22 protein-coding genes are annotated in these 23,873 nt (G+C 38.8%); all 22 read right to left on the bottom strand.

Going from position 1 to position 23,873, the window contains the following annotated elements; translation table 11 throughout:
• Positions 1-61: 61 nt before the first annotated feature.
• Entirely contained in the window at positions 62-2,689 is a 2,628-nt protein-coding gene (locus AC6I5B_RS02630) for a DUF3991 domain-containing protein (protein WP_015527627.1), read from the bottom strand.
• A gap of 20 nt (positions 2,690-2,709) precedes the next feature.
• Positions 2,710-2,943, bottom strand: coding sequence for a hypothetical protein (locus AC6I5B_RS02625; RefSeq protein ID WP_015527628.1), 234 nt, complete (start codon positions 2,941-2,943; stop codon positions 2,710-2,712).
• 55 nt (positions 2,944-2,998) lie between these two features.
• Entirely contained in the window at positions 2,999-3,304 is a 306-nt protein-coding gene (locus AC6I5B_RS02620) for a hypothetical protein (RefSeq protein ID WP_004614804.1), read from the bottom strand.
• Positions 3,305-3,317: 13 nt separating this feature from the next.
• Positions 3,318-4,373 carry a hypothetical protein gene (locus AC6I5B_RS02615; protein WP_497773582.1) on the bottom strand — a complete coding sequence of 352 codons (1,056 nt, stop codon included), beginning with the start codon at positions 4,371-4,373 and terminating at the stop codon, positions 3,318-3,320.
• 38 nt (positions 4,374-4,411) lie between these two features.
• On the bottom strand, positions 4,412-5,206 hold the full coding sequence (locus tag AC6I5B_RS02610; protein ID WP_497773581.1) for a hypothetical protein: 795 nt from the start codon (positions 5,204-5,206) through the stop codon (positions 4,412-4,414).
• A gap of 4 nt (positions 5,207-5,210) precedes the next feature.
• The gene (locus AC6I5B_RS02605; RefSeq protein ID WP_497773580.1) at positions 5,211-5,486 is read right to left on the bottom strand and encodes a hypothetical protein; all 276 of its coding nucleotides are present in this window, start codon (positions 5,484-5,486) and stop codon (positions 5,211-5,213) included.
• A gap of 2 nt (positions 5,487-5,488) precedes the next feature.
• The gene (locus AC6I5B_RS02600; RefSeq protein WP_497773579.1) at positions 5,489-6,046 is read right to left on the bottom strand and encodes a hypothetical protein; all 558 of its coding nucleotides are present in this window, start codon (positions 6,044-6,046) and stop codon (positions 5,489-5,491) included.
• Positions 6,033-7,106 (bottom strand): peptidoglycan DD-metalloendopeptidase family protein, encoded by a 1,074-nt coding sequence (locus AC6I5B_RS02595; RefSeq protein ID WP_497773578.1) that lies wholly within the window; start codon positions 7,104-7,106, stop codon positions 6,033-6,035. The genes AC6I5B_RS02600 and AC6I5B_RS02595 overlap by 14 nt, the downstream gene beginning before the upstream one ends.
• 5 nt (positions 7,107-7,111) lie before the next feature.
• Positions 7,112-9,040 carry a VirB4 family type IV secretion system protein gene (locus AC6I5B_RS02590; protein ID WP_004614810.1) on the bottom strand — a complete coding sequence of 643 codons (1,929 nt, stop codon included), beginning with the start codon at positions 9,038-9,040 and terminating at the stop codon, positions 7,112-7,114.
• 38 nt (positions 9,041-9,078) lie between these two features.
• Positions 9,079-9,639 carry a TraC-like domain-containing protein gene (locus tag AC6I5B_RS02585; RefSeq protein ID WP_004614811.1) on the bottom strand — a complete coding sequence of 187 codons (561 nt, stop codon included), beginning with the start codon at positions 9,637-9,639 and terminating at the stop codon, positions 9,079-9,081.
• Complete coding sequence (locus AC6I5B_RS02580) at positions 9,575-9,925, bottom strand: DUF5592 family protein (protein WP_015527632.1); 351 nt, start codon at positions 9,923-9,925, stop codon at positions 9,575-9,577. Before AC6I5B_RS02580 ends, AC6I5B_RS02585 begins: the two co-directional genes overlap by 65 nt.
• Entirely contained in the window at positions 9,926-11,983 is a 2,058-nt protein-coding gene (locus AC6I5B_RS02575) for a pLS20_p028 family conjugation system transmembrane protein (protein WP_497773577.1), read from the bottom strand.
• An 8-nt stretch (positions 11,984-11,991) separates the two neighbouring features.
• Entirely contained in the window at positions 11,992-14,232 is a 2,241-nt protein-coding gene (locus AC6I5B_RS02570) for a VirD4-like conjugal transfer protein, CD1115 family (protein WP_015527634.1), read from the bottom strand.
• A gap of 49 nt (positions 14,233-14,281) precedes the next feature.
• The gene (locus AC6I5B_RS02565; protein WP_004614814.1) at positions 14,282-14,512 is read right to left on the bottom strand and encodes a hypothetical protein; all 231 of its coding nucleotides are present in this window, start codon (positions 14,510-14,512) and stop codon (positions 14,282-14,284) included.
• Complete coding sequence (locus AC6I5B_RS02560; RefSeq protein ID WP_004614815.1) at positions 14,499-15,527, bottom strand: hypothetical protein; 1,029 nt, start codon at positions 15,525-15,527, stop codon at positions 14,499-14,501. The genes AC6I5B_RS02565 and AC6I5B_RS02560 overlap by 14 nt, the downstream gene beginning before the upstream one ends.
• A complete protein-coding gene (locus AC6I5B_RS02555) occupies positions 15,514-16,221 on the bottom strand; it encodes a hypothetical protein (RefSeq protein WP_497773576.1) in 708 nt (235 codons plus the stop codon). The genes AC6I5B_RS02560 and AC6I5B_RS02555 overlap by 14 nt, the downstream gene beginning before the upstream one ends.
• The gene (locus AC6I5B_RS02550) at positions 16,202-17,080 is read right to left on the bottom strand and encodes a class C sortase (protein WP_497773575.1); all 879 of its coding nucleotides are present in this window, start codon (positions 17,078-17,080) and stop codon (positions 16,202-16,204) included. Before AC6I5B_RS02550 ends, AC6I5B_RS02555 begins: the two co-directional genes overlap by 20 nt.
• A complete protein-coding gene (locus AC6I5B_RS02545; RefSeq protein ID WP_270651423.1) occupies positions 17,043-21,296 on the bottom strand; it encodes a SpaA isopeptide-forming pilin-related protein in 4,254 nt (1,417 codons plus the stop codon). Before AC6I5B_RS02545 ends, AC6I5B_RS02550 begins: the two co-directional genes overlap by 38 nt.
• A 69-nt stretch (positions 21,297-21,365) precedes the next feature.
• The gene (locus AC6I5B_RS02540) at positions 21,366-22,115 is read right to left on the bottom strand and encodes a hypothetical protein (protein WP_270651425.1); all 750 of its coding nucleotides are present in this window, start codon (positions 22,113-22,115) and stop codon (positions 21,366-21,368) included.
• A gap of 103 nt (positions 22,116-22,218) precedes the next feature.
• Positions 22,219-22,683: a hypothetical protein gene (locus AC6I5B_RS02535; RefSeq protein WP_270651426.1), complete on the bottom strand. Its 465-nt coding sequence runs from the start codon at positions 22,681-22,683 to the stop codon at positions 22,219-22,221.
• A gap of 192 nt (positions 22,684-22,875) precedes the next feature.
• Positions 22,876-23,280: a helix-turn-helix domain-containing protein gene (locus AC6I5B_RS02530; RefSeq protein ID WP_004614821.1), complete on the bottom strand. Its 405-nt coding sequence runs from the start codon at positions 23,278-23,280 to the stop codon at positions 22,876-22,878.
• A 131-nt stretch (positions 23,281-23,411) separates the two neighbouring features.
• On the bottom strand, positions 23,412-23,870 hold the full coding sequence (locus tag AC6I5B_RS02525; protein WP_071143623.1) for a S24/S26 family peptidase: 459 nt from the start codon (positions 23,868-23,870) through the stop codon (positions 23,412-23,414).
• Positions 23,871-23,873: the final 3 nt, after the last annotated feature.

Here is a 23,873-nt window from a genome sequence, read left to right as displayed (position 1 = left end):
CTATATGGAACATTTATAAAAACGGAGTAGGCTTGCTGGCTTGGGCTCCGTTTTTTGTTTTCTATAATTCCATTCCCATCATGGGAGTTGTTGCTGCTACTTGCTGGTTTTTACTTATTTCCTGTTGCTGTAGCTGGTTGAGATAATTTTCCGTCCGGACTGCCTTTTGTTCCTGACTTTCTTCACACAGTTTCAATTGTAATATGGGAAGTGTTTCATCCAATTCATAATGATTTTCCTTCAGAAACAAATTCATCTGTTCTATCTGTTCATTTGATAGCAAATGCTTTTCATATGTATCATCAAATGTCATTCCTGTACAAATGTAAACTTTATCTCTTTCTTTCCACACTGCTTCTTCCAGTTTTTCTCCTCTATATTCAATTTTTACCATTAGAGTATTTTGATCTTCCCTAAATCCTTCTACAAGGAGTTGTTCTGTTGCTTTTTCAGCTTGTTCCACCGGCGCATGCTCAGCCTGCTCCTGCTTTACTTTATCTACTTCCTGCTTTATTTCTTCTGATACCTGTTTTTGTTTTTCTGCAGGTTCTTCCGAACGTAACGCTCCTGACCTCACAAGAGCTTGGCGCTCCAGCAATTCCTCATACGGAAGTTTCTTGTACATATTAGGAATCCGTTTTTCTACTTCCTGTGGGGCAAAAAACATTGTGTTTTGCTTTGTAAGTGAAACTGGTATTAAGTTTCCCTCTGTATCCAGTTCTACAAGACGATATTGATGTTTTCCATTCCGCACACGGAATCCCTGCTCTTCTATTTGTTTCGTGCTCTGAATTGCGCAATAATGGATTTCCGGAAGTCCTTCTTTCTCTAAAAAAGAAAGTTCTTCCACTGGTTTGAATTTCTTGGCATAATTCATTAATGCTTCATTCCAATCCTTTGCGTTTTCCGGTACATGACAATGAATCTGTTCTGCAGACATCCCTTCCCTTTTTAGGAGTTCTTGTATATGCTGCATGCTTTCTACTCCACTCAAATCATGGTCTTCCGCCAAATGAACTTCTTGTTTTGGATATTCTTTTAGAAGATTTAATATTGGTTCGTATTTTCCTGTTCCTCCTAATGGCAGATAGTCATATGCTTTCCAGTCTTTTCCCTGCGCTTGTAAAATAGTCATTACGCTCATCGCATCGATGACGCTTTCTGTTACGATCAATTTTTCAGACTGATTGTTAATGCAAAAACCTTTTTTATAGTCACATCCCTCCAGATCTCCGAGAAAACGTACATCCGAAAGAGTGCCTCGAAGAGAAGCAAAATTGGGTTTGCCTCCTGAATCATAGGCAACAAATACACAATTCCCATTCACATCCTGATACAGCATTTTCCGGTCTACAAAATCCTGTACAATCTCCGGTGCAATATACCGGCTTTTTGTCAGATAAGCGTACACCCTTCTCATGTTTTTTCCTCTCTCCGGTAAGATTAACTCTTGTTTTACCAATTGTTTTTCTTTGAGCTGTCCTTTCGGCTGCGGTGTGTAGTGTTCGGGAATATAAATCCGTTCTTTCAATTCTTTTAATGCTTCGTGCAGATCTCCATTATGTACAAATTCTGCCGCAAATCCTATAATAGAATCCCCTTTTCCGACCCCCGATTTTCCCGGTATGGAATTTCTCCAGTAGTAGTTTTTTGTTGTATCAATACGTACACTGTCATGTTGTGCAAGGGTATAATACCTTCCTTTCCGAATCAAGGTAAATCCATGCTCTCTTGCATACTCTGTGATTTGTACCTGATTCTTAATTTCGCTTATCAACTCTTCATTGCTAATCCTTGGTTTTCTCTCCTTCTGTTCTGCAGGTCTATTGCCAGCAACAGACGCCTCTTTTTGCGGACTTTCCAAATATACTTCCAGTGTCTCTTGCACTTCCGGTATTTTTTTTCGACACAGTTTATAAGTCTGATTTAAAACGGCAAACAAAGACTGTTCCGGATTCATCTCCTTAATCTCTTTCCAAGAAGATGCAAGAAAATCTTTTCTCGTTTGTGTACTTACAATTCCTAAATGATTTTCCAACATCATTCCAAAGGCAACTTCCTGAAATTTTGTTTCCGGATTTTCTTGTAAATATTCCAGTTCGGAAATTCCGTGGCTGATTTGATAAATCAATTCTGAAACTGCCTTTTCGCCTGTTTCCTGTAATGGTGCCGGCTCTTCTTTCTGCATCGCAGAAAGCTGTTCTGCATAGGAAAGCAATCCCTTTACCATTCCTGGATACATCTGTTCTGAATATCCTATTTGATAAAAATTCTTTCGAGCAAGCACTGGGCAGGTTGTCTGAACAATATCAAATACCGCTTTCACTCCGTCATGCTTTTGCTGAGTGACACTTTCTATCTCTCCTGCCTGATATCTAATTTTTTCTTCCTGAGATGCCTGTTCAAGCGGTACGAGATTCCCATCTATTTTGAGCAGTGTTGCTTGATATGGTACGTACACCTTAATCCCTTTTGCTCCCCTTTTTACTTGATACCCTGCATCATTCCAAGCAGAAAAACTTTGACAGTAAACTGCTTGCGGATTTTCTCGATAGATAAGTAAATTGTTCTTCAGGCTGTATCGATAGAACCGACTCCCAAATTCCAAAAAATCAGCGATTCGTTCCGGTTCTTTTTCCAATGCATCCAGCATCTCTACAATGTTTCGATCCATTTGTTTTTGCTGCATCTTCTCATCCCCTGTCTTTTCTAATTTGCATATATTTTTAAAATCTCTTTCTGCTCTGTTTCTTCTAATTGATTCAATGGTTTTAATAAATCACTTTCTGCAAGTGTTCCAATCGGAAGCTCATTTTCTTCGCAATTCACAAAATAAAAACTTCCATTTTCATCTTTTACAATGGCTTTTCCCTGATAATATCCGATAGAAAGATATAACTTATGAAGTACCTCAAAATTTTTCGGTTCTTTTTTATATTCCATTTTCATCTCTCCTTTTCTTATGCTGCATCTGGTCCATCTTGGCCGGATGCAGTTCTTACCCTCTAATTAACTTTTGTCCCTCTGTTAAAACACCACCAAGAACTTGAATCAGCTCTTGTCGAATCTCCGGATAAATCAAAGCAATCAATCCAATTGCTGCAAGAACAAATAACATGATCAATGCTGTAATTCTGATACATCTTCCCATTGTTCTTACAAGGAACTTTCCCATATTATTTCGTTCTACAATTCGGACATTTTCGTTTTGTATTCCATATTTTTCCTGTAATTTTTTCTGCTTCTGATTTTCTTCTTGTTCTATCCGGATTTTTTTTACTAATGATTCCTTATACTTTGCCATCTTTTTCCCCCACCTAGACTTTTTTCCAGCGAGAAAATAAACTTCTTTTTTCTTTCTGCGGCTTTTCTTTTTCTTTCACCGGAAACAATTTTTCAAAAGCCGGGTTATGAACATATTCAAATTGATCCGGGGAATACACTGTAAAAAATGTCCGTTCTGCTTTATTTTCCATAAACTCCAGTACGTCCTTTTTCTCACGTTCGGAAACAAAATTAAAAACGTACATTATGTCTGAATAATATTCATTTCTTAATATCGTTTCTGTTTCATCCATCTCTGATGCTGTCGTTCCACTCACAAAAATCCGGACATCTTTTTCTAAAAATGAGGTTTTATTAAAATCTGCGTTCATGTACGTACCGAAATCATAAATGTAATAGTCATATTCCTGTTTTAATACTTCCGGAAGATTTTCCGGCTTATAAAACATGTCCACATTTTCAAATCTAACCTTTCCAATATTTGCATCATGTTCTTCCGCATAGAAGCGTGCTTCATGTTTCTGTACAAATCCAGTATCATTTACTTCCAGATAGCAAGCCCGGTATCCTTTGAGCTGCAAATATTTTACAAGCTGGATTGCAAACGTAGTTGTTCCCATTCGTCTGCATATCCCGGCAATCCCAATTTTGATTCCCTGTTTCAATTCCTCTTGTGCTTCTGCTTCTTCCTGATACGGGTGTGACTCCGGCTCTTTATAATACCCATACAGACACCGTTCTAACTCCTCTCTCGCCTCCGTTTGACTTACAGCGAATATATAATATAAGATTCCTTGATTTTGAAGCTCCTGAATGATTTTGCTTTGTCTGTCATATCCTGGAGCATAAATGATCACTTGACAATTTTTTGCCCCCTCTATCCGCTTGATTTCTACCGCTACTTCTTCTGCTGAATCAACATACTGCTCAATATCAAAAATCAGATACTCGCATTGTCGACTTAAAATATCATTTAGATGATTCTTGATCGTAAGGCTTCCTTGCAAATATTCCAGTCCCATCTTTTTGATTGCTGCTGTTTCCTGTACAAAAAATCCTCGCTCCTGCGAGCCTGCAAAAAGTATCATTTTTATCGCACCTTCCTTTCCCCCAAAAAGAAAAATTATTATTTTAACTCGGTAATTTGTTGCTGAATATTTTTTGTTCTCTGCACTATGGTTTCTATTTCTTTTTCTATTTCTGCAACCTGATTTTGATTGACTGCGATCTGATTTTGCGCTTTCAAAATCGTATCTTCTGCCTTTTGCGTTTCTTCCTCTGATGGATAGGTTGCTTCCTTTAAAGATGTAATCCGCTTTTCCAGTTTCTCATTTTCTACTTCATAGGCTTTTATTTTCTTCTCTTTTTCCGCTATTTGCACATCATCATATGTAATCTGTGCCTGAAGGCGTTCTTTTTTACAGTCATTTTCAGTAACCTTAACCGGAACTTTTCCGCGCTCTATCTCATTTACATTTGTATAAAATCTTGCAGCTTTACTTTCTTTACCAACTCGGAAAGAAATCTCTTTCCAAGCCTTTGGTACTTCTTCGATGTGCAAAAGTACAAATTCTGAATCTTGATACATCACTTTTATTTTTAATGTTCCACCGTTTCGTTCAACCGCCTCAAAATCTAGTTTTTGATCTAATACTTCCTTATTTTCCAACTCGATAATGACCTGCATTCGGTTTGCCTTTTCATCATATCTCCACTGCGTCAAATAAATATCGTATGTTTCATATACCAGCTTCTGATAATACGGCGTTGTGCTTTTAAGCGTTGCGCTATCCGGAAGCCATAATTTTGAAGTAAAGAAAACAAAGTATCCCACAACAATCACCGCAAGAAATCCTACTAATGGAGCACTTTTCTTTCCGATCCGTTCTTCCCTTACTTCTCTTACCTTTCTTGTTTTCAAGTAATTATCCCTCCTTCAGCACACGCTCCATGGCGCCCACCGGAATAAAATTTTCAGTCACAACGATTGTTTTGATCTGCATTTGATTTGCATATTCTAAACATCTTGTTATAAATTCATCCTCAGTTTCTGTCGGCTGAATGATTACGATCATGTCTGTATCTTTTCCAATTTCATCCTGTATACAAATATATTCTTTATAGATATCCTTCGCCTTTTCTTGAAAAAACTCTTCTTTTCCTTCTTCACAGCATATGTAAAGATTTTTAATTTCCGCCATTGTCATTCCCTCCCTGTTCCGTATTGTATTTCAAATCCAAACCGCATCTGATCACTTTCCTGGTACGTATCACAGACTGCTTTTATCGTAAGTGTGTCAGATGTATCTGTTCGATAATCAATATCAAAATATAAGTTTCTTTCATATTCATTTATAATCTGTATCGTGTCCGGATGCAGATTCACTGTTGTAACTGTTTCAAACCCTTTTACATAGAGATACTGTTTTACTTCTTCTTGGAAACGCTTCCAGTCTTCTCCTTGTAACCATGCAAATTTTTCCGGATACTCTTCATATCCTTTAAATTGCACTTCCACTTTTCTTTCTTCCTTTTCTTCTGAAGGAAGATTGTCTTCTGGTTTATCCTGCATATTGGAAATCCGGTTTTCGTTCCATTCATGGATTTCTGCTTCAGAAATAGGTTCTTCCGAAACATGAAACTCACCTTTTTGTGATTTGTTTGAAGAGTTTGAAGAATTTCGGTTTCCGCAAAAGTTTAATAAAATCGCAACCCCTACAAGTAATAAAAGCAAACTGATTTTTGTCCTATTCTCTTTCATTTCCCTCTCCTTTTAAATATTTGTCCGGATTTACCGGAACTCCATTTTCTTCTACCTGAAAATGCAGATGATTTCCCGTAGACTGTCCAGTAGATCCGACCTCGCCGATCTGTTGTCCTTTTTTTACCATATCCCCTGTTTTCACAAGCAACCGGGAATGATGCATGTATTTTGTTGTCAAGCCGTTTCCATGATCGATCACCACCCAGTTTCCGGCACTGTTTGACCAGCCGGCAATCGTAACTGTTCCATCTGCGGCAGCAAGAGTAGGCGTTCCTGCAGGAGCCGCATAGTCATTTCCTTTATGTCCTCCAGTTTCAAATTCCCGGATTTCCCCAAAATAGCTGGACTGATATGTCATTCCCGGACAAGGATGGGTAAACATTCCCGTTCCAATTTCTCCCAAACCGTTTTCTAAGTCTGCCGAAGTCATATAATTGAACCGATAAAGATTTCTGCTTTTCATCACTGCGATTACCTTACTGACATATGCCGGGTCAGTTGCATATCCTGACTTCCACAATGCTGTAATAAAACTGTCTGCATCATAATGTCCGGTCACAGGGTCTCTTTTACAGGCGGTCACATTATCTACATAAGGCTGCCTTGTAAACTTATTCCCCCAAGCAAGCATACAGTCTACATAGTTTGCAAATGTAGAAAATTCCGCTGTGACTGTGCCCCATGCCTCTTCTGTCCGCATCACGACTGTTCCGTTTTCTTTATAGCAATGTGCCTTTTGACCAAGACAGTTATAATATGGCGGATTAGCAAGTTCCGAACCATCTGCCCCAGCCTCTAATATCATCTGACCTAACACCACAGATGCCGGATATCCAGTCTCATTCATCATATCGATGGCAGCTTGTACCATCTCTACAGTAATCCATGCCGGAAGTCCTTCTAAATCCGATTGTGTAATCTGTTTGTTTGCTTCCTCACCTGCAATTGCCCTCACAACTTCTTCAATTAAAACGGAAACAAATATGATTCCCAAAGTACCAATCGCAAAGGATATGCACGAAATCAACAAGTATTTTTTTACTTTTTTCTTAAGCATTGTTTTTATACACCGCCTTTGAACAGACGTTTATCTGCTTCTGATAAGTACACCTTAAATTCAATGTTCTGATCTCCCGAAATGCAAAGAATGACTTCTCCACGCTGCAGCCTTGGAATCTTTTCTTTTTGCGAGTATGTAAGCACATTATTAAACACCCGGTCAATAATCGGAAGCACATTACTGTCCTGATGGAAGATGAACTTATACTGTGCCAGTTCAAAAATGGTTTTTAATTGCTTTTCTCCTTCTTTGGTACTTCCATCCGGAACATAATCCCGGATAGATTGTGTAGCAAGCCACAACCCAGTAAAATATTTCGGACCTTCTCTTAGATAAATTCCCAAAAGCTCTAATGCAAACAGTTTTTGAGCATTTACCCATCGATGGCTCTCATCTACAAGCAGCAACGTATGTGTGACATCTTCCAACGCAATTTTTTCGCTCTCCCATAATGTTTTCATAATACTTCCATTTGTAATAGATTCATCCCATGAGATGCACAGGATATTGAATAGCTGCAGATCAAATATGGACGAATCCATATCTTTTAATGCCGTCACATTATACGATACTACTTTGACATCCATCAGATTATTAATGGATGTATAGCCATCAAATAGATAGCCATAAGTATCTACCAAAATCCGAAGCTGGTCTTTTACCCTGTCTAAGTTGATTAATTTTCGGTCAATCAAAACTTTTTCTTGTTCTGTGTATGTTTTTGACAATATCTCAGAAATCATCTCATTTACTAACTCTAATAAATCCCGGTATCTCGGATAACTTTTTGCCGGAAGCCCTGTGATCTGCTTCTGCCGTTTTGCATCCCTTGCATAAGGAATCAGGTCGTATCTGCCATATAGCGCTTCCACGGCTTCAATATACACATTTACTTCATCCGATTCCGCCTCCGGTTTTAAAAATCGATAAGACTTTCTCAATTTTGATAAGTGTCTCGTATAACTGATATTCTCGTTGTCTCCTGCCTTAAAAATCTCAAGTAGATTAATGATCCCATCACTTCCATCCATGTTTAAAACTCTTCCGCCAAGTTCCGTTGCCAATGCAGAATATTCTCCGGTAACATCAATTACCCTGACGAAATCCCCCCTTAAGGATCTGTCTTTCATCTGATTTTTTAAAAGTGTAGATTTCCCAAATCGCATATTTCCCATTGCTACTGCAGATGCATTTACACGGATTGCATTTGTCGTAAACGCATCAAATGTTACGTTTCCTCCACATGCAGTTTCTCCGAGAAATGATCCAAATGGGTCTTCCAAGCTGCTAAAATGGAACGGATTTCCCGCCGCAATAAGCTGTGACTTCATCGCAAATCCTGGAAGTGTATGAGTTTCTTTCATCTGCTCCTCTGCACTTTGATAAACACTCTTCCATTCTTTTCTCGTTTCATTTAAAAATACAGTAGCCCGATAATTATCCCCCTCTAATGACTTGATTACCTTTGCTACAGAGTTCTCCAGCTTTTGCTTTGTCGATTCCGCTGCAAAAATACGAATAGCAACAGCTTTAATTACTTCTCCCATCGAATTGATTTCATCATAAAGTGCTTTCATTTCACTTTCCCTTGCAGCTGCATCGTAAAAATCTTTATATTCTTTTGCAAACTTTTTTCTTGATCCCTGCTCTTCAATAGAACGATTCAGATTCTTTTTTACTTCATTCTGATCCTCATTGTGAATACTGATCGTTACAATCGTATTTTCCTGATTGCACGGATTCGTCAGCCAATAATCATCCAGTACTTCCGGATAATCATAAATGTGTACACAAGCTTCATAGCCTGTTCCTGTTCTTGAGTAAGATTCATAGTGCAACAGGTCTCCTGCCGGGGATATTTCCTGTAACAATTGTTCATCCTCAACAATCTCTATTTTCTCTTTCTCTCTTTTTCGCCATTTCTTCCACATGATTTTCTCTCCTACTAGGGGACAATTTTGTCCCCTTCTCAAAATATCCGTGAGTTTTTATTGCCCAATTTATATAAAATCTGTCTTTTTTTCTTTTCGGGGATTTCTTTCAGTATTTCCATTCCGGTTCTTCTTTCCTCTTCCGGAACAATTCCCAAAATACTGTCAATCAGTCTTATAGATTCTTTTCTTTCATTGTCATCTGCAAAGAAAACCTGAATAAAAAATTGCTTTGTAACTGCATGTTTTTCCCGATACTCTAATTCCGCAAGTTTTCTCTTTATCATTTCATGGTACAGGGGATTGGTGTTATTCCGCATTCGTTTTTTCCAATACTCCTGTTGTGTATGCGTATTACAGGGAAACATCATGGATATGATTTCAATATCCAACCCATAGATCTTAAGGAATTTCGCCCATTTAAAACAATCCATTTCAATCTCATCCACATCTGAATTTACCAAATCCCTTGGAATGATCTGATAAAGATTGCTGTAGCTTCCATTCTCCCGCTGAAAACATTTCTTTTGTTTATCATATCTTCGAATTGGAATATCTTCCCTGATATCCAAAACTTCTTGTTTCTCTTTCTTCTTCATGTTTTATCTCCTTTTTCCGAAAACCAATTACTTTTTTGGGTTTTAATAGGTATAATGCAATCGCCTGATATATCCGGCGTTTCGGATTCCCAACTGCCGGAATCATCAAACATATGCCAATCATTCCGGAAAAAATCAAATATGGTATCTGCAGATACTCATGTACATTTTCTTTCAGGTTCAAACAGAGAAATATCCAAACGGATAAAAACACAAAATCCTGAAGATATAATTTCCAAATCACTTGTGTTTCCGATTTAATCTCTTTTGTAACCAAATACCTCATTTATCGTTTCTTTCTCCTTTCTGTTTCCGGAAAATCAGACTTTCCTCTTTCTTTTCTTTTTGGGGAGTTTTCTGCATATTTCCTCTGTTCCTGCATTGGTGTTCTCTCTCTCATTGCAGACGTACTTGCTCTATTTACATCTGCATGATTTGAAACCTTCCTACTGTCCGTTTTATTTTCCCATTTCTCAAACATATTTTTCGGCTCTTCATAAGTGAATGGCTGCTTCCTGTTCGTCTGTTGTGATTCAAATCCATTTGTCTGCTTCTGATCCGCCGCATGCATATCATTCACATTATTCTTCTCCGACTTTTCTTCCTGATCAGAAAAAGGTTCTTTCGATGTCACTTCTCCTGCAGATGTTAAATTCTCTGTTGTCCCTTGCTCTTCCATTCTGGAAACTTGCTCTGTCCCATGCTCTTCTTGCTCCATGTTCTGATGTGACATTTCATCAAAAGAATTTCCTTGCCGGTTCTCCATTCCATCTGCTCCCTTTACATTTTCTTCCATCTGCTGAGTACTGTTTGAATTTTGGTTATGAGCACCATTCTGTTCCATTGACTGCTCCATGTTCTGATGCAATATTTCATCAGTGCTATCGTCCTGCATTCGGAAGTCTTCATTCATATTGTTCATTTGTTCTGATTGCATCTCATTTTCAATGCTTTGTGACATCTCATCAAAAGAATCTCCTTGCCGGTTCTCCATTCCATCTGCTCCCTTTACATTTTCTTCCATCTGCTGAGTACTGTTTGAATTTTGGTTATGATCACCGTTCTGTTCCATTGACTGCTCCATGTTTTTAAAGCTGTTTCCTGCAGTCTTGCCAGTTCCACCGCCTTGGCTTGTTGCCTGCATATTTCTCATCGCATCTCTTTGCTCTTTCATCATGTGGAACTGTCTCGCCTGCTGGACAGTTTGTCCTGCCCCTCGCATCATATGATATGCAGCAATCAATTTGCCTGTCATGCTGCTTAAGCCAGCATCTACACCTGTTAATTTTTCTATGATATTCGCTCCATCAATGACACACCAAGCAATAAATAAAATGATGATTCCCCTTGCCAATCCGTTAATTTCTGTCTTGGAATTGACGTATTCCACAAAAAGAAAATAGGATTTCAAACTAATTGCCGTAAAACAGAGCGCAAAATAACTATCTCGAATACTCTCCAATATTTTTACCACTTTTCTTGAAGAAGAAAGGTTCGCAGCATATAAACCAACTAGAATACGACTTACAAAAATTTCATAAATCACTCTTGTATTCTTATATGCAAGACAGATATAGATCAAAATTGCTGCAGCTGCAGTTAAATAATATGTACCATAGTGAAACGTGTACCGGTAATAATAGGTATTTCCGAAGTCTGTCCATGCAACTCCGTCTTTGGCATCTATCAAACCATATTCCCCATTTCCTATAGGCATCAACCGTTTCTTTAAAATGCTTTCTGCATTTTTAGACAATCCATCTGTTCCCGGATCGAGTATTTCACCAATATTGATGTAATCTACGTCCGTTTCACTGAAAGACGTACTCTGTGGGATTTTTCCTTTACTATTCAAATTTTCCAGTCCAATCTTGGAATCAATATAGTAAAGATCATACAAATTGGTACGGATTAATTCTGTTCCGTTAACCGTACTTCCCCCGGATAATGCTGCATCTTTAAAAGCAATGGAAAATCGGTTCAGTTCTGTAAAAATGGTTGTCGACGCCGACATTACTACCATCAAAATCGAAACACTGTGGATTACATTATGCTTTTTGTTCTTCCCAAACATATACATGAATCCAAGAATGACAAGAGAAGCCATCATAATTGCCTGTATCAGTGGTTTGTAATCACTCAGGTAATTTTCTAAAACAGACCATCTTGTAATATCAATCAGACCAAACGTCCAATCGTACAGCGTAATGCAACAATCAAGTAACAGTGACAATCCCTTTACCAACAGCCATCCTACTGTCCTTACTGCGGTAAGGATGATATCATTCGTACTGAAAAAATCAGAATTTAATTTTAAAAATTCTATAATCTGTGCTTCTGACATAACGCCTCCTATCCTGCTTTTTGGAGCGTTTCCAAAAAGAGTGTTTTCTGTATCTCCGGAAGTTCTATCCGGTTTAAACAATCTGTAAATTCTGCAATTGTCATCTCTCTTCCAATTCCATATTTTTCCTCCATATCTTTTCCAAATGCGTTATAAAGCAATGGTTCTAATTCTTCATAAGCCGGAAAGTCAGACAGCCTTTGCACTTTGTTTCTGTCTGCCTCCTGAAACATCTGAAAACTTTTTGCAATATCCCATACCCTTTCATCTAGTCGGATCCCCACCCGGCTTTCTTTGCAGATATCCATAAAATTCACATCATTTGGATGCGGATATGTTTCTTTTGGAAAATATTCATATGCATACCAAAAATACCTTCCATTTTCTACAGAGTTAAAAATAGGTCTTGGTTTAATCTTGTTTCCTTTTAAATCTCTTCTCTTTGAACGCCGGAAGATAACAATCTCACCTTCCTGAAGTTCCATGAGTTCGTTGTGATTTAACAATGGTCGTTCGTCAATGGATTCCGTATAATATTTATGAAACGACAACTTGCTTCCTGCTCTCTGCACGTTTACAATTGATTTGCTACCGAGCATATTCGAGAAACTTTTTGAGGTTTCCTCTGAGTTTGTCTGCAGATAAAAGTGATTTCCACAATTTCCTTTGATCGTTTCTGCAATCTGTTTTCCATAAATCTCTTCTAGCTGTTCATAATTCTGTAAATACAAGTCAAACGAAATATTTTGTCCAAGTCCCATTGTCGTCATTATTTTCATCAACTCAATATTCGGCATATTTCCTGCCTCGTCCAAGATGACTTTTACCTGCCGAGCACATTTTCCTTTTCCATCATCACACATCTTTCCAAGTATATAATACATCTGCCGGATAAAAATGGTTGGCAATTTATAAAGCGAGCTATCATAGGATGGTGTTGCAAGAAATACTGCAATTGGACGTTCCCCGAATCCAATCTCTTCCATATCTATACTGCTCTCTGCCGTCATCATTGCGACATTCCGAAGGGTAAAGATATCTAATTCTCTCAGCATTTCTGAAAAAACTCCTGCTTTCGTTTTTCCCGGAGCAACTTTCACGCCTAAAAACTTCATTCTTGCCCGATCATCCACTGGACGCTGCTCAAAGTAAACATCCAAAAGTGTACGAGTTCCAGTTTTATTAACAGGCTTTTCTACTAATTTTCCAAAATTTATTAAAATGCTGTAAAAATTAATGGTCTTTTCATTATCGTTCCGATAATGAAAGGGATGTTCTTTCTTTGCTTCTTCGGTCAGATAAGACCATATTTCATATCGTTTCTGATTTTCTTCTTCATCTGCCCGGAATGCATCTATAATACTTGCAAGTATCATCGCGCTACATAATGCGGCAGCTGCACTGACAAAGTACACCATATCGCCTTTTGCTCCATCCACATCAAAAAAAGAATGTGTCAAAGAATTTACAACCTGTTCTGCCATATCATAATCTTTCTGCTTATAGAACTTCACTGCAACACTAAGTAAATTAAATCCCATGGAATACTTGGGATTAGATGCATTTAGCAGATATACTTTATATCCTCTTTTTTCCAACGCTGAAGCAAATACTTTATAATGCTCCAGCTTGTTATCATTTATAATCACGCTTGGTCGAAATTCAGCTCTTGAATAACTCTCTATACTGGACTTTACAAGTGTCTCTCCTTTTCCGGAACGTGTGATTCCAAGAATCAGGTTATTCACAACCGAATCATCTATATAAAATGTCTCACCGATTCTAGAAATTAAGATGCCCGGATTTCCCGGATAAGGAGTTTCAAGCGGCTCAATCGCCTTATATTGCTGCTTAATCTCATCTTCGTTTGTAAATCGAGAGACACCTTTTTGTCCTACATTAAAATGTGTTTCAGACCAGGATAACTTGATTCGGATGACCAAAACAGTATCCAGTATTACCAAGCCGATCAACACTATTCCTACTTCCTGCATGGTTACTTCCGTTAAATTCGGAATCATATGTACAAGCGAAAATATTCCTTCTAAAGTACCATGTCCAAGCAAAATGGATGGAAGCTGTTTCAATAGATGGATTAGATATGTCCCGCCTAATATTACAAATAGATCTAACACGATCATCAATACGGTAAGTACATAATTATTTGACAAGAAGTATTCCAATTTCATTGTCCGCCCCTTATCTTTTAAGGGATTGACCAGTTCATTTTTCCATTTATTTTTTCTCATATTTTTTCCTGTTTTTTGTAAGGGGGACAAATTTGTCCCCTTGTTTTTTCTAAAATCCAAAGCTTGCTGCAATATCCGTCGCCCAGCTTGATCCTGTATAAATCAAAGCTGCACCGATAATCAGCCAGAGCACATGCTCTTTTGCCCATTCCTTTGCTTTATGTCCCGGCGCAAGAAAGGCAAATCCCATAATTACAATCACGACAAATATAGCTGTTACTCCCAAAGGAATCACATTTTTATTTACAAATCCCTCTATCATTGTCTTAAGTTGCTGCATGTTCCTGTTTCTCCTTTCTCTTCTTCGCAAGTATCATTAAAATTATTATGATTAAAGCCACACCAACCAAAATTCCTACTCCTGCAAGTATGTAAGATAATTGGTTGTCAACTTTTTGATAAACTGCCGTAGCTTCTATCGTGTAATTAATATCTGTTTCGCTGTCCACTTCCTGCTCTCCTTGGTACAACGCAGTTTTCACTATGTGTGGTGTAGTAATCTCACCTTGATATTCGGCACGATATACCGGAACAAGTTTTTGAATATTTGCACGTGCATCTCGACATACCACACCATCTGCATTCGTGTAAATATCCGATGTATAGTATGTGTTTTTTACCTTGCCATCTGTCCCAAGCCCTACGGATGCCAGCAGTTGTTCTTCATATCCCTGCAAAGGAGCGTTTGCTCCTCTGTCGTTTGGAAATACCAATCCCTGCCATTCAATTGCATTCCGGTCGTATCCTTGGAATGTAATATCAATATCAGAATCAATCCAAACATGGTCTATAAGACGTACTGCAGAAAGGCTACATGTTACCGTTTCCATTCCCCCCGTTTTTTCATTTTTCACAGAAACCTCTTTCGTCTGTGGCGCAGACGAATGTGAAATCTCGTATTGATACTCATTGTAAGCTGATACACTTTGTTTATAAGGTTCACTTTCCTGTTCTGTAATTTCCTTCAATTTATAAACGATTCCATCTACTGTTTTTTCTTCCGGAAATTGATATTCGCTTCCTTTCACAATCGGATCAGATTTTTCGGTATACTCTACTACTTTCTTCTCCTTTTCCGGTTCTGACGTAAGACTTTCATATGTCACATTCTTTAGCACATATTTATTTCCATCAAATGTTTCTGTTTCCGGAAAGGATTTTTCTTCCTCTTTGTCTTTGGTCTGATATGTAATTGTCTTTTCTCTGATGTCAGTATCTTTTGCCTGTGTTGGAAAAGATACTGTACCAATCAATAAAAGTCCCAGCATACCTGCCAGCCATTTATTTCTCTTCATAATTTTTCTTCCTTTTCTGATAAAAAAATGCCAGCATAGTTCCTATAAGAGTAGCTCCTACAATTACTCCTGCCATGCAAAGAGCAATATTAACGTTATCACCAGTTTTTACATGATCTCGTTCACTATCCGGTGTGTCTGTGATGATTTTCCCTGGTTGAACCGGAGTGTGCTTTGGAATCACTTTTACATCATAGAGCATGTCTCCTTCTTGCTCTCCCCACGTAGGGATTGCAATCAAAAGCGGTGTGATATCATCGTATCTTTTGTGTTCTGAAGCATATAAAAGATACACTCCAACATCTAAATCTTTTATGATCGCTTTTCCATCCGCATCTGTCGTGCAGCTTCCGTCTGAAGTTTTGTAAGCGCTTAACTCTAAAGCTGCCTCTTCTAATTGCTCCGCTGTCTCAATTGCGTTTAAGTCTATCCCGCTTCCTTGATAAGCCTCCAGCAGCTCATACTCTCCGTCTACAACGTCCGCTACCTTTGCATATTCAAAAACGACATCCTCTTTTGTTGTTCCAACTCCGCCGTCTGTCAATTCTATTTCAATGCTTCCCTCTTCCTCTGTTTGGACTGTCTGCAGTTCATTCAGTAATGCTATATTTTCATTTGCAGCCGATACCGGAAATGTACAAATTATCACCGAAAAAACCAAAGGAAGTAATTTTTTAATCTTTTTGTGTTTCATTGCTGCTACGTTTCCCCCTTTTCTTTCTTATCATGCTTCCAATTCCTACAACCAGATATAAAAATGGAAGTGCTGTAAAGACCAATTCCCGAAAAGACATACTTCCCGGTACAATTTCTTGTTCTTGTTTCTCTGTATAAGGAATCCGTTCGCCTGTGACTACCAGCCGCTTGGTATTCAATCCGTATGGCGTACATGTGATTAGGGATACCAAATCTTTTTCCACCTGTATCCTCAATCCTTCCACATCCTCCGGATGAACGATTTCAATTTTCGTTACCTCATATGCCAACTTTTCGCCACAAACTGTTAAGAAAAATATATCACCTTGTTCCATTTCATCCAGTCTTGTGAAGAGCCTGGCGTTTGGAAGTCCCCGGTGTCCGGTTAGAATACAGTGTGTATTTTCTCCCCCAACCGGAAGGCTGCTTTCTTGAAGATGCCCTACCCCATTTGCAAGAATTTCTTCTTCTGTACCGTGATAGATTGGAAGGTCGACGTTAATCTTAGGGATAGAAAGCGTCCCCATCACGCTTGTTCCCGATAAATTCAATTGACTTTGATAGCTCTCCTCTTCTAAAATCCCCTGCTCAATATCTCCAATCAGTACGCCGTTAGTCTGCCACAGCATTTCATTATACCGCTCTGCCTCTCCAAGCATTTCCTGAAGCTTCTCTTCGCTGTTTGCCTCTATATTTCCCTGATACGTCTGAATCACATTCTGCTGATGCTTTCTGTCTATCAGACTAGCAAATGCAGGATATATGCAAAGAAGCAGACCTGTTACAAAAAGAACACCCGTAAGCATCTTTTTTCTCTTTTTAGTTCTCGTCGTTTGATTTTTTCTGTCGTTTTCCATACACAAATGCTCCTGTCACAAGTGCTGTTCCTGCTGTGAGCATCAGAAGCATCATAGAAGAACCAGTTACCGGAAGTTTCTTTCCAACCTTGTTAATGACTGTCAAGTTTGAAGAACCTTCACTGGTATCTGTTGTCAAATCTACATCTGATTCTTTGTATGCTCCGTCAAAAAATTCCTTGATATGCGCAGTCGTTTCTAATTTTTGTAATGTCTTATCGGTTGCTCCATCGCCTTTTACATAATCGTTTCGTTCATCTGTGAACGTCGCTTTCAGATTCAGCACGATTGGATCAAGCAGAGGGCGGTATCCGGTCGGTGCCTCGGTCTCCTTCAGATAATAAATACCTGTATCCAATCCATAGATTTTAATTTCTCCCTTTGCGTTGGATACCATCTCTACTGAATCCTGAGGTGTCGTTCCGCCAATGTGGTCACTTCCTCCGACTGTATCACGATTAATGACAATATACCCCTCATCCTCAGCTTTCTTCACATATACTTCATTCTTCAACTCTTTGTCCGAATATAGGCGGAATTTTGCTCCTTCCAATTTCAAATCATGGTCATTCGTTTTCAGAATATTGAGTTTATACGTGAAGCAGACAACCGTATCCCACGGAGTATATCCTGTTGTTCCATCCCCATCATGGTCTGGATTATTTGAAAATTCGAGACGTACATCATTTTCAAATCCCGGACGTCCAGTGTCTTCTGCAGCCTTATCATTTAAAGTTGCATTGTATCTTAAAATTACTTTCTGTCCATACACGTTTTCGTTCAAATCGTTCTTTTGATCAAATTCTCGATCTACGATTGCTTTGATGTCCTGAATCTCTACTTTGAACGTCTCACCATTTCCCGGATTCGTAATCACTTGAAATTCATCTTTTGCAAGCTCATAATTTTTATCCTCTGTTCGAATGTGAATTGCAACTGAATCCGGATCAAATGTCAGTGCTTCGTCCATCACGTCATGCCATGCATAATAATATGTATCATATCCATTGATGTTTGGAATATTGGATTCAAATTTATATGGCACCGTCTGTCCAATCTCGAAATCTCCGATGTCGTTCCACCCGTCATTTCCGATATTCTCTTTGTTGTCATCTTCTTGTATTTTTTTGATCACTGTCGGATAATCTGACTTAATATTCACATCTGCTTTTGGATTGGCTGTATTTACGATACACATAGATGCTGCGGAATGTGTACCCTCTACATCACTTACTTCATCCACTACGTAATAGCCATACTCCAAACCTCCAATCACGATCGAGTTATCTTCCTTTACGCCTGTTACATTCACCACATCTGCCGCTGCTTTATCTTTTACAATCTGATCTCTAAGCTCTTCGACAAAATATCGGAACTCACTGTAAGAACCTTCTATATTCTGTTCTGTCTGTGCTCCCTCTACCTGATTATTGTTTAAAGACTGAATGTAATCGATCACTTCATACTCTGTTACTTTAGAGGCTTCTTTTCCAATCTTTTTTCCTACCACTGTTTTTAATGATTTCTCATATAGTTCATTAAATGTATAATTGATTGATTCCCCGCCATCTGAGTTTTCCGCATTGAACAGCTTATATACTTGGAATTTCTTTCCCTTCAAAGTTTGTCCTTCATTTCCCTGAACAATGATACTTGCATCACCTCGTCTAAAATCCGCAATACCGTTTTGTGTGTTGAGCATTGTACGGGCTTGTGCTGCAGCCACCTGCATGGTTCCAATTGTTCCTGCTCCTCCACTGACTGCAACAGCTGTAGAAAGTGCCAATGCATACAGCATTTTTAATGTTTTCTTTTTCATAGATCCTCCCCTGTCTCGTTTCCATCTAATCATAGTGATTACGCCCAGAATCAGCGCTCCCATCATTAACAGCATCGTTGTATTCGAACCTGTATTTGGAAGTTTCATCCCAATGTTATTCACAATCGTCATGTTTGTTATCCGGTCTGCTTTTGTGCCAGTCACTGTAAACATGCCATCTGAATCGGTTGTAAATGCCTTTCCGTTTACATAAAAGATAAACTCATCCTTTACCGGAGTGCTCTCTGTACGTATCTCATAAGTTACCGGATTTCCAGAGGCATCCAATGGAAGCCGATAGCCTTTTGGTGCCTTGGTTTCCTGTAAATAGTATTGTTTCCCTATTTTCAATCCTTCCATGTTCAGAAGTCCTTGACTGTCTGTAGTACCCTTTGCCACTTCCTGTGTACAGTCCGAATCACTATATACGGTAAACTCTGCACCAGAAAGCATCTTTCCTTTATTATTTTCTTTATGGATCCGGAGAGTGAATGGAGAAAGAGGGTCTTCTACAATCACAGAAATATGTCCTTCATCTGTAACATCAAAGACTACATTTCCAAGAGTAATATCAATCTTTGACGTGAGTGTAACCTTATTATCTTGTGCAACATGAAATTCAATCAGATTGCCATTGATCTCATAACCGTCCATGACTTCAATTTCTGTAATGCGGTGTGTCCCATACTGCACTCCTGTTAATGTCAGTTTTCCTGCTTCATCCGTTGTCAGTATCTCTTTTGTTCCATCTGGCTTCGTATGTTCAAACTTCGCACCCGGAATTGGGATGTCTGTTTTCTCCTGCCGCTTCACCAAATCTAACTTCATCACTTTTTCTGGCACAGTTGGTCTGTTATAGGTGTTCACATATTGGTCATTCCCTTCAGCCGTAATTTGCATAACAAACATTTCATTATTAATCAAGTACCCTTCCGGTGCTTTTGTTTCTTGTATTGTCACAGTTCCTAGCGGTAATGATGGATTTCCTGTAGGTGAAAGATACAATTCACTCCCCGATACTAAATAATCTTTTGCATAAGATGTAAATCCATCCTCATCGGTCTGAAACACCCATGTACGAACTGGCGTCTGTCCAAGTATCGCCGGGTCTACGTTGGGTGCCCACAAGCCAGCATAATACTTCACTGTAAACTGTGCGCCCTGTAGTGTTGCACTCCCCTGTGGTTTATTCTGGTTCGTCTCTGCATCTACTTTCCCGAGCAAGATTCCAACCGGATCCATCTGCGGAAGATCTTTAAACGTCACCACAGCCTTTTGATCAGCCGTCACGGTTACCTCTTTCACACTTGGGTCAAGTGCAAATCCTTTCGGTGCAGTCAGCTCTTTTACATAATACGTTTTTGCATCTAATTGGAGCGTATCAGAATTTCCATTCGCATCGGTTGTAAGCGTTCCCACCCTGGATGCGCCGGACAGTGATGAGCTGCTGTACACGCCGAAAACTGCTCCCTCCAATGAATAACAGCTGTTTCCATTTGTCAATCCCGGATTTGCAGATTCCTTTTTTAAAGTCAGCGTGCCTTTACTTGGCGCATATCCTAAAAATGCCACATCCTGATAGCTGTCCGGGGTAATGTTGACTTTGTATGCATGGAATCCTAACGTAATCGGGTCTGCTTTTCCTTCCAGCGATGCAATATAGCTTTTTGCCCTGCCGTTATTGTTACAGCTTCCATTCTGATATCCCACTGCAAAGGTCGCATTGTCCATGTCATATCCTAGATTATTTCCGGCATACCCTGGTCCTCCCGGAGAGTAATATAAGATTTTTCTTGCAACAGCATCATCCCATTCTGTAATCTCGCCATATTTTGTACCATAATTACTCCAAAAGTTCTTTTTGTTTTCTGCGCAGTATCCGTAACTGTTTGCACCATCAATTGAAAAATAACCATTTCCTGCACCACTTACTCTTGGCATCTGAGTAACTCCTACTGTCTGCCCCGGTGTAAATGCACGTTCGCTCATCCTATTTAACTTTATTTGGCTTCTTGCAAGAGTTGCCTTCATTTGGCTTTTTGCAAGGACTGCCTGCATCTCCTCTTCTGTTGCCATTTCTATCAGAATGTCCAGCGCTGGATCTTTGATTGCTCCATCCTTTCCAATCTCCTGCTCATTCCGATAATCAACTGACAGAAAAGCTCTTTCGTCCAAAAAAGCTTCCAATCCCAGCTGCTCTGCCGCCTGCTTTCGTGCTGTTACGACTTCCTCCGACATCTTATCGCCTTTTCGGTAGGCTTCCAACACCTTTTCGTATATCTCGTCTTTATTTGTATCAAGTGTCTCCCCCTGTGCGTGAACTGTTGTTGAAAACAGGATACAGATCAGCATCAGTGATAAGATTTTTTTTAATATTTTCAAATGCTTTCCTCCCATCTCACTTAAAATGGTAATAAAAAATAGAGTACCTGAAGATACTCTACTTTCACGTCGATATTTGATTTTCTATTTACTTGCTCCGCAGCTACATGTATAACCAGTTATCACCGTTTCATCCCATGCGGCGCTGTCTTGCACCCATCTTGTTTCATACTCTGCTGGATGTGCTATAGTTTCTGTCCCTGTCTGCTTTTGGATATATTCTGTACGCCATGAACCGCCTTCTCCCGCAAGCATGTGTTGTTTAATATGTTTCGAAGGGTTATCTGTAATATCAGCACCACATGTATTACACACTTCAATTGCTACTGTTTCATAAATTGGCTTATATTCCGTCCAAGCCTCTTTTATCAGCACCTGCTCATTATGTCCGGATGCCGGATGATGTACAACTGTCGTCTGAGCATTCCAACTGTGTGTATGGGACGGCTTAGAAGGTTTTTCTCCTGTTTCATTGTTTGGTCTTGCATCAGAGGATGGCTTTTGTGAAGTTGTATTCTTGCCGTCTATTGCAGATGCTTTTTCTGTATCTGTCTGATCCACTGTTTTATCCTGTGTTTCTGTTTCCTGATCCTTACTGTCCGCTTCTTTCTCTTTGTCCGCATCCGATGTATTCGGTTTCTGATCTGTCTCTTTCTGAGCAAATATCGAATCTTCTTTTTCCTGATCAGATGCATCATCATTCACAGCTGCCACCTTCTCTGAGTTTTCCGCTCCTGATGCAGTTGCTGTTCCCTGGTAGAATACTGTCGTCCCTGTCAGACCAAGCAACAATACAAAGGCTGCTCCTGCTCTTGCTATGTTCTTCTTCCTCATACCTTTTCCTCCTCCTTAAATCTTACACTTTACAAAACCACTTTTATTATAGCTTACTTCTTTCCTGTTTACAATCTGTTTGCGGGTTATAAATACTAATTTTTCATCTCTTTATATCAACGTGAAAATACCATGTTTGTTTCCGTCTACATTCCAAAATCAATGCTGCAAAAAGCACTCGCTTATATGATTCCTTTAACCACTTTGTATATGAGAAGAGCAAAATAATTATCAGTATGATAACCGCTATTGCCAATATTCCTGCTATACTGAAACCAATCTTCAAAAGCACTTCTGGATTCTCTTGATAGCTTGCCACTGTCCTTACCTGATTGATAAAATCAGTACAACTCTTACAGATTTGTAAAATCAACAATACCGACAATACAATACTTAATATCCATATATTTTTTTGATGCCGATAGTTTACTTTTACATTGATGTATTCAAACATCAACTCCTGTTCAGACATACTTTTTAAACGCTCATACTTTTTACAATTGCTTAAATACTTTTTTTCATTTTGTCTATCAACTAACCGTTTAAGCCATGCAAAATGATCATTCATAACTGTTCCTCCTTGATTTTAGTGTAACGAAAATAAACAAAAGCCGCATAAAAAGTCTCTCATAAACTTTTCTTTTTCAAAAGCTTCCTGTTATTCTCAAAAAAGAAAAATTTACATGGATTTGTTAGATCCACTACATTTTTTTCATCACCGTACCTGCAACGGCGTAAGAACTATTTTCTTAAAGCATATTCAGTTGTTCATTTGTTTACTTGGATATGAACCGGATTTGATTTCACTAAGATACCTTGCTACAGTTGCTCTGCTACATCCGATTTTTCCAGCCATGTCTTTCACAGTCATATCTGGATTTTCTCTAAACAAAACATAAACCTTTTTGCGAGTAGTCTCACCTCTCGCAAGTTGCTTTGCAATATTCTTCTGTTTCAAGTTAGCCTTTGCTCTTTTTTGTGCTTCTTTTGCGTTGTAAGGCTGCCCGTCTGCAGTATTATGCAATACCTCACGATAAATCGTTGTCCTGTTCCTCCCAATTATTCTTGCAATCTTCTCCGTTTCTGCCATAGTCATACCTTTTTTGTACAATTTTTGAATAACTAGTCGTTCTTGAAATGACAATCGACTATAGCACTTCCCCATTACCGTTATCCATCCTCCTTCCTAAATTCATTGATTTTTCAATGTTTTTGAGACTTTTCAATACAAAAAAAACGCCCCAGAGACTAATTAAATTTAGTCTCTGTGCGTTCAATTATAGACGTTGCTTCTTTCTATTCCGATTTTTCAGGGAATTTTCTAAGTATCCTGCCTGTTCTTCTCATCAGATTCATTCCTTTTAAAATCCATTTTCGCATTGCAAGCGAAAAACACCATATAGCCACATATATATGATACAAACGATTTTTCTCACAATCCACATATCTTTCCCCGCGATAGAATCCTTTCAGCACACCCAGCACCTGCTCATCGTTAATTCCCCACTCGAGCACCCACTGGTTGTCTCCGCATAACACATATCCATCCGGCTTCGTTTTAATTACTCTGTGAAGAATATAATTTCCATTTTTTCTTTTATAAAGAATAACATCGTGTTTTTTTACGCCTTGGTTTGGAGTGACAAGATGAATCATATCTCGTTTTGGACGAATACACGGGAGCATACTGATACCGGAGGCAGTTGTAAAAAGTTCTCCAGTCTCCACAAGAATCTGTTCCATTTTTTTAATCATTGC

This window comes from Faecalimonas nexilis, from assembly GCF_059731825.1.
This window is presented reverse-complemented; position numbering and strand designations above follow the sequence as displayed.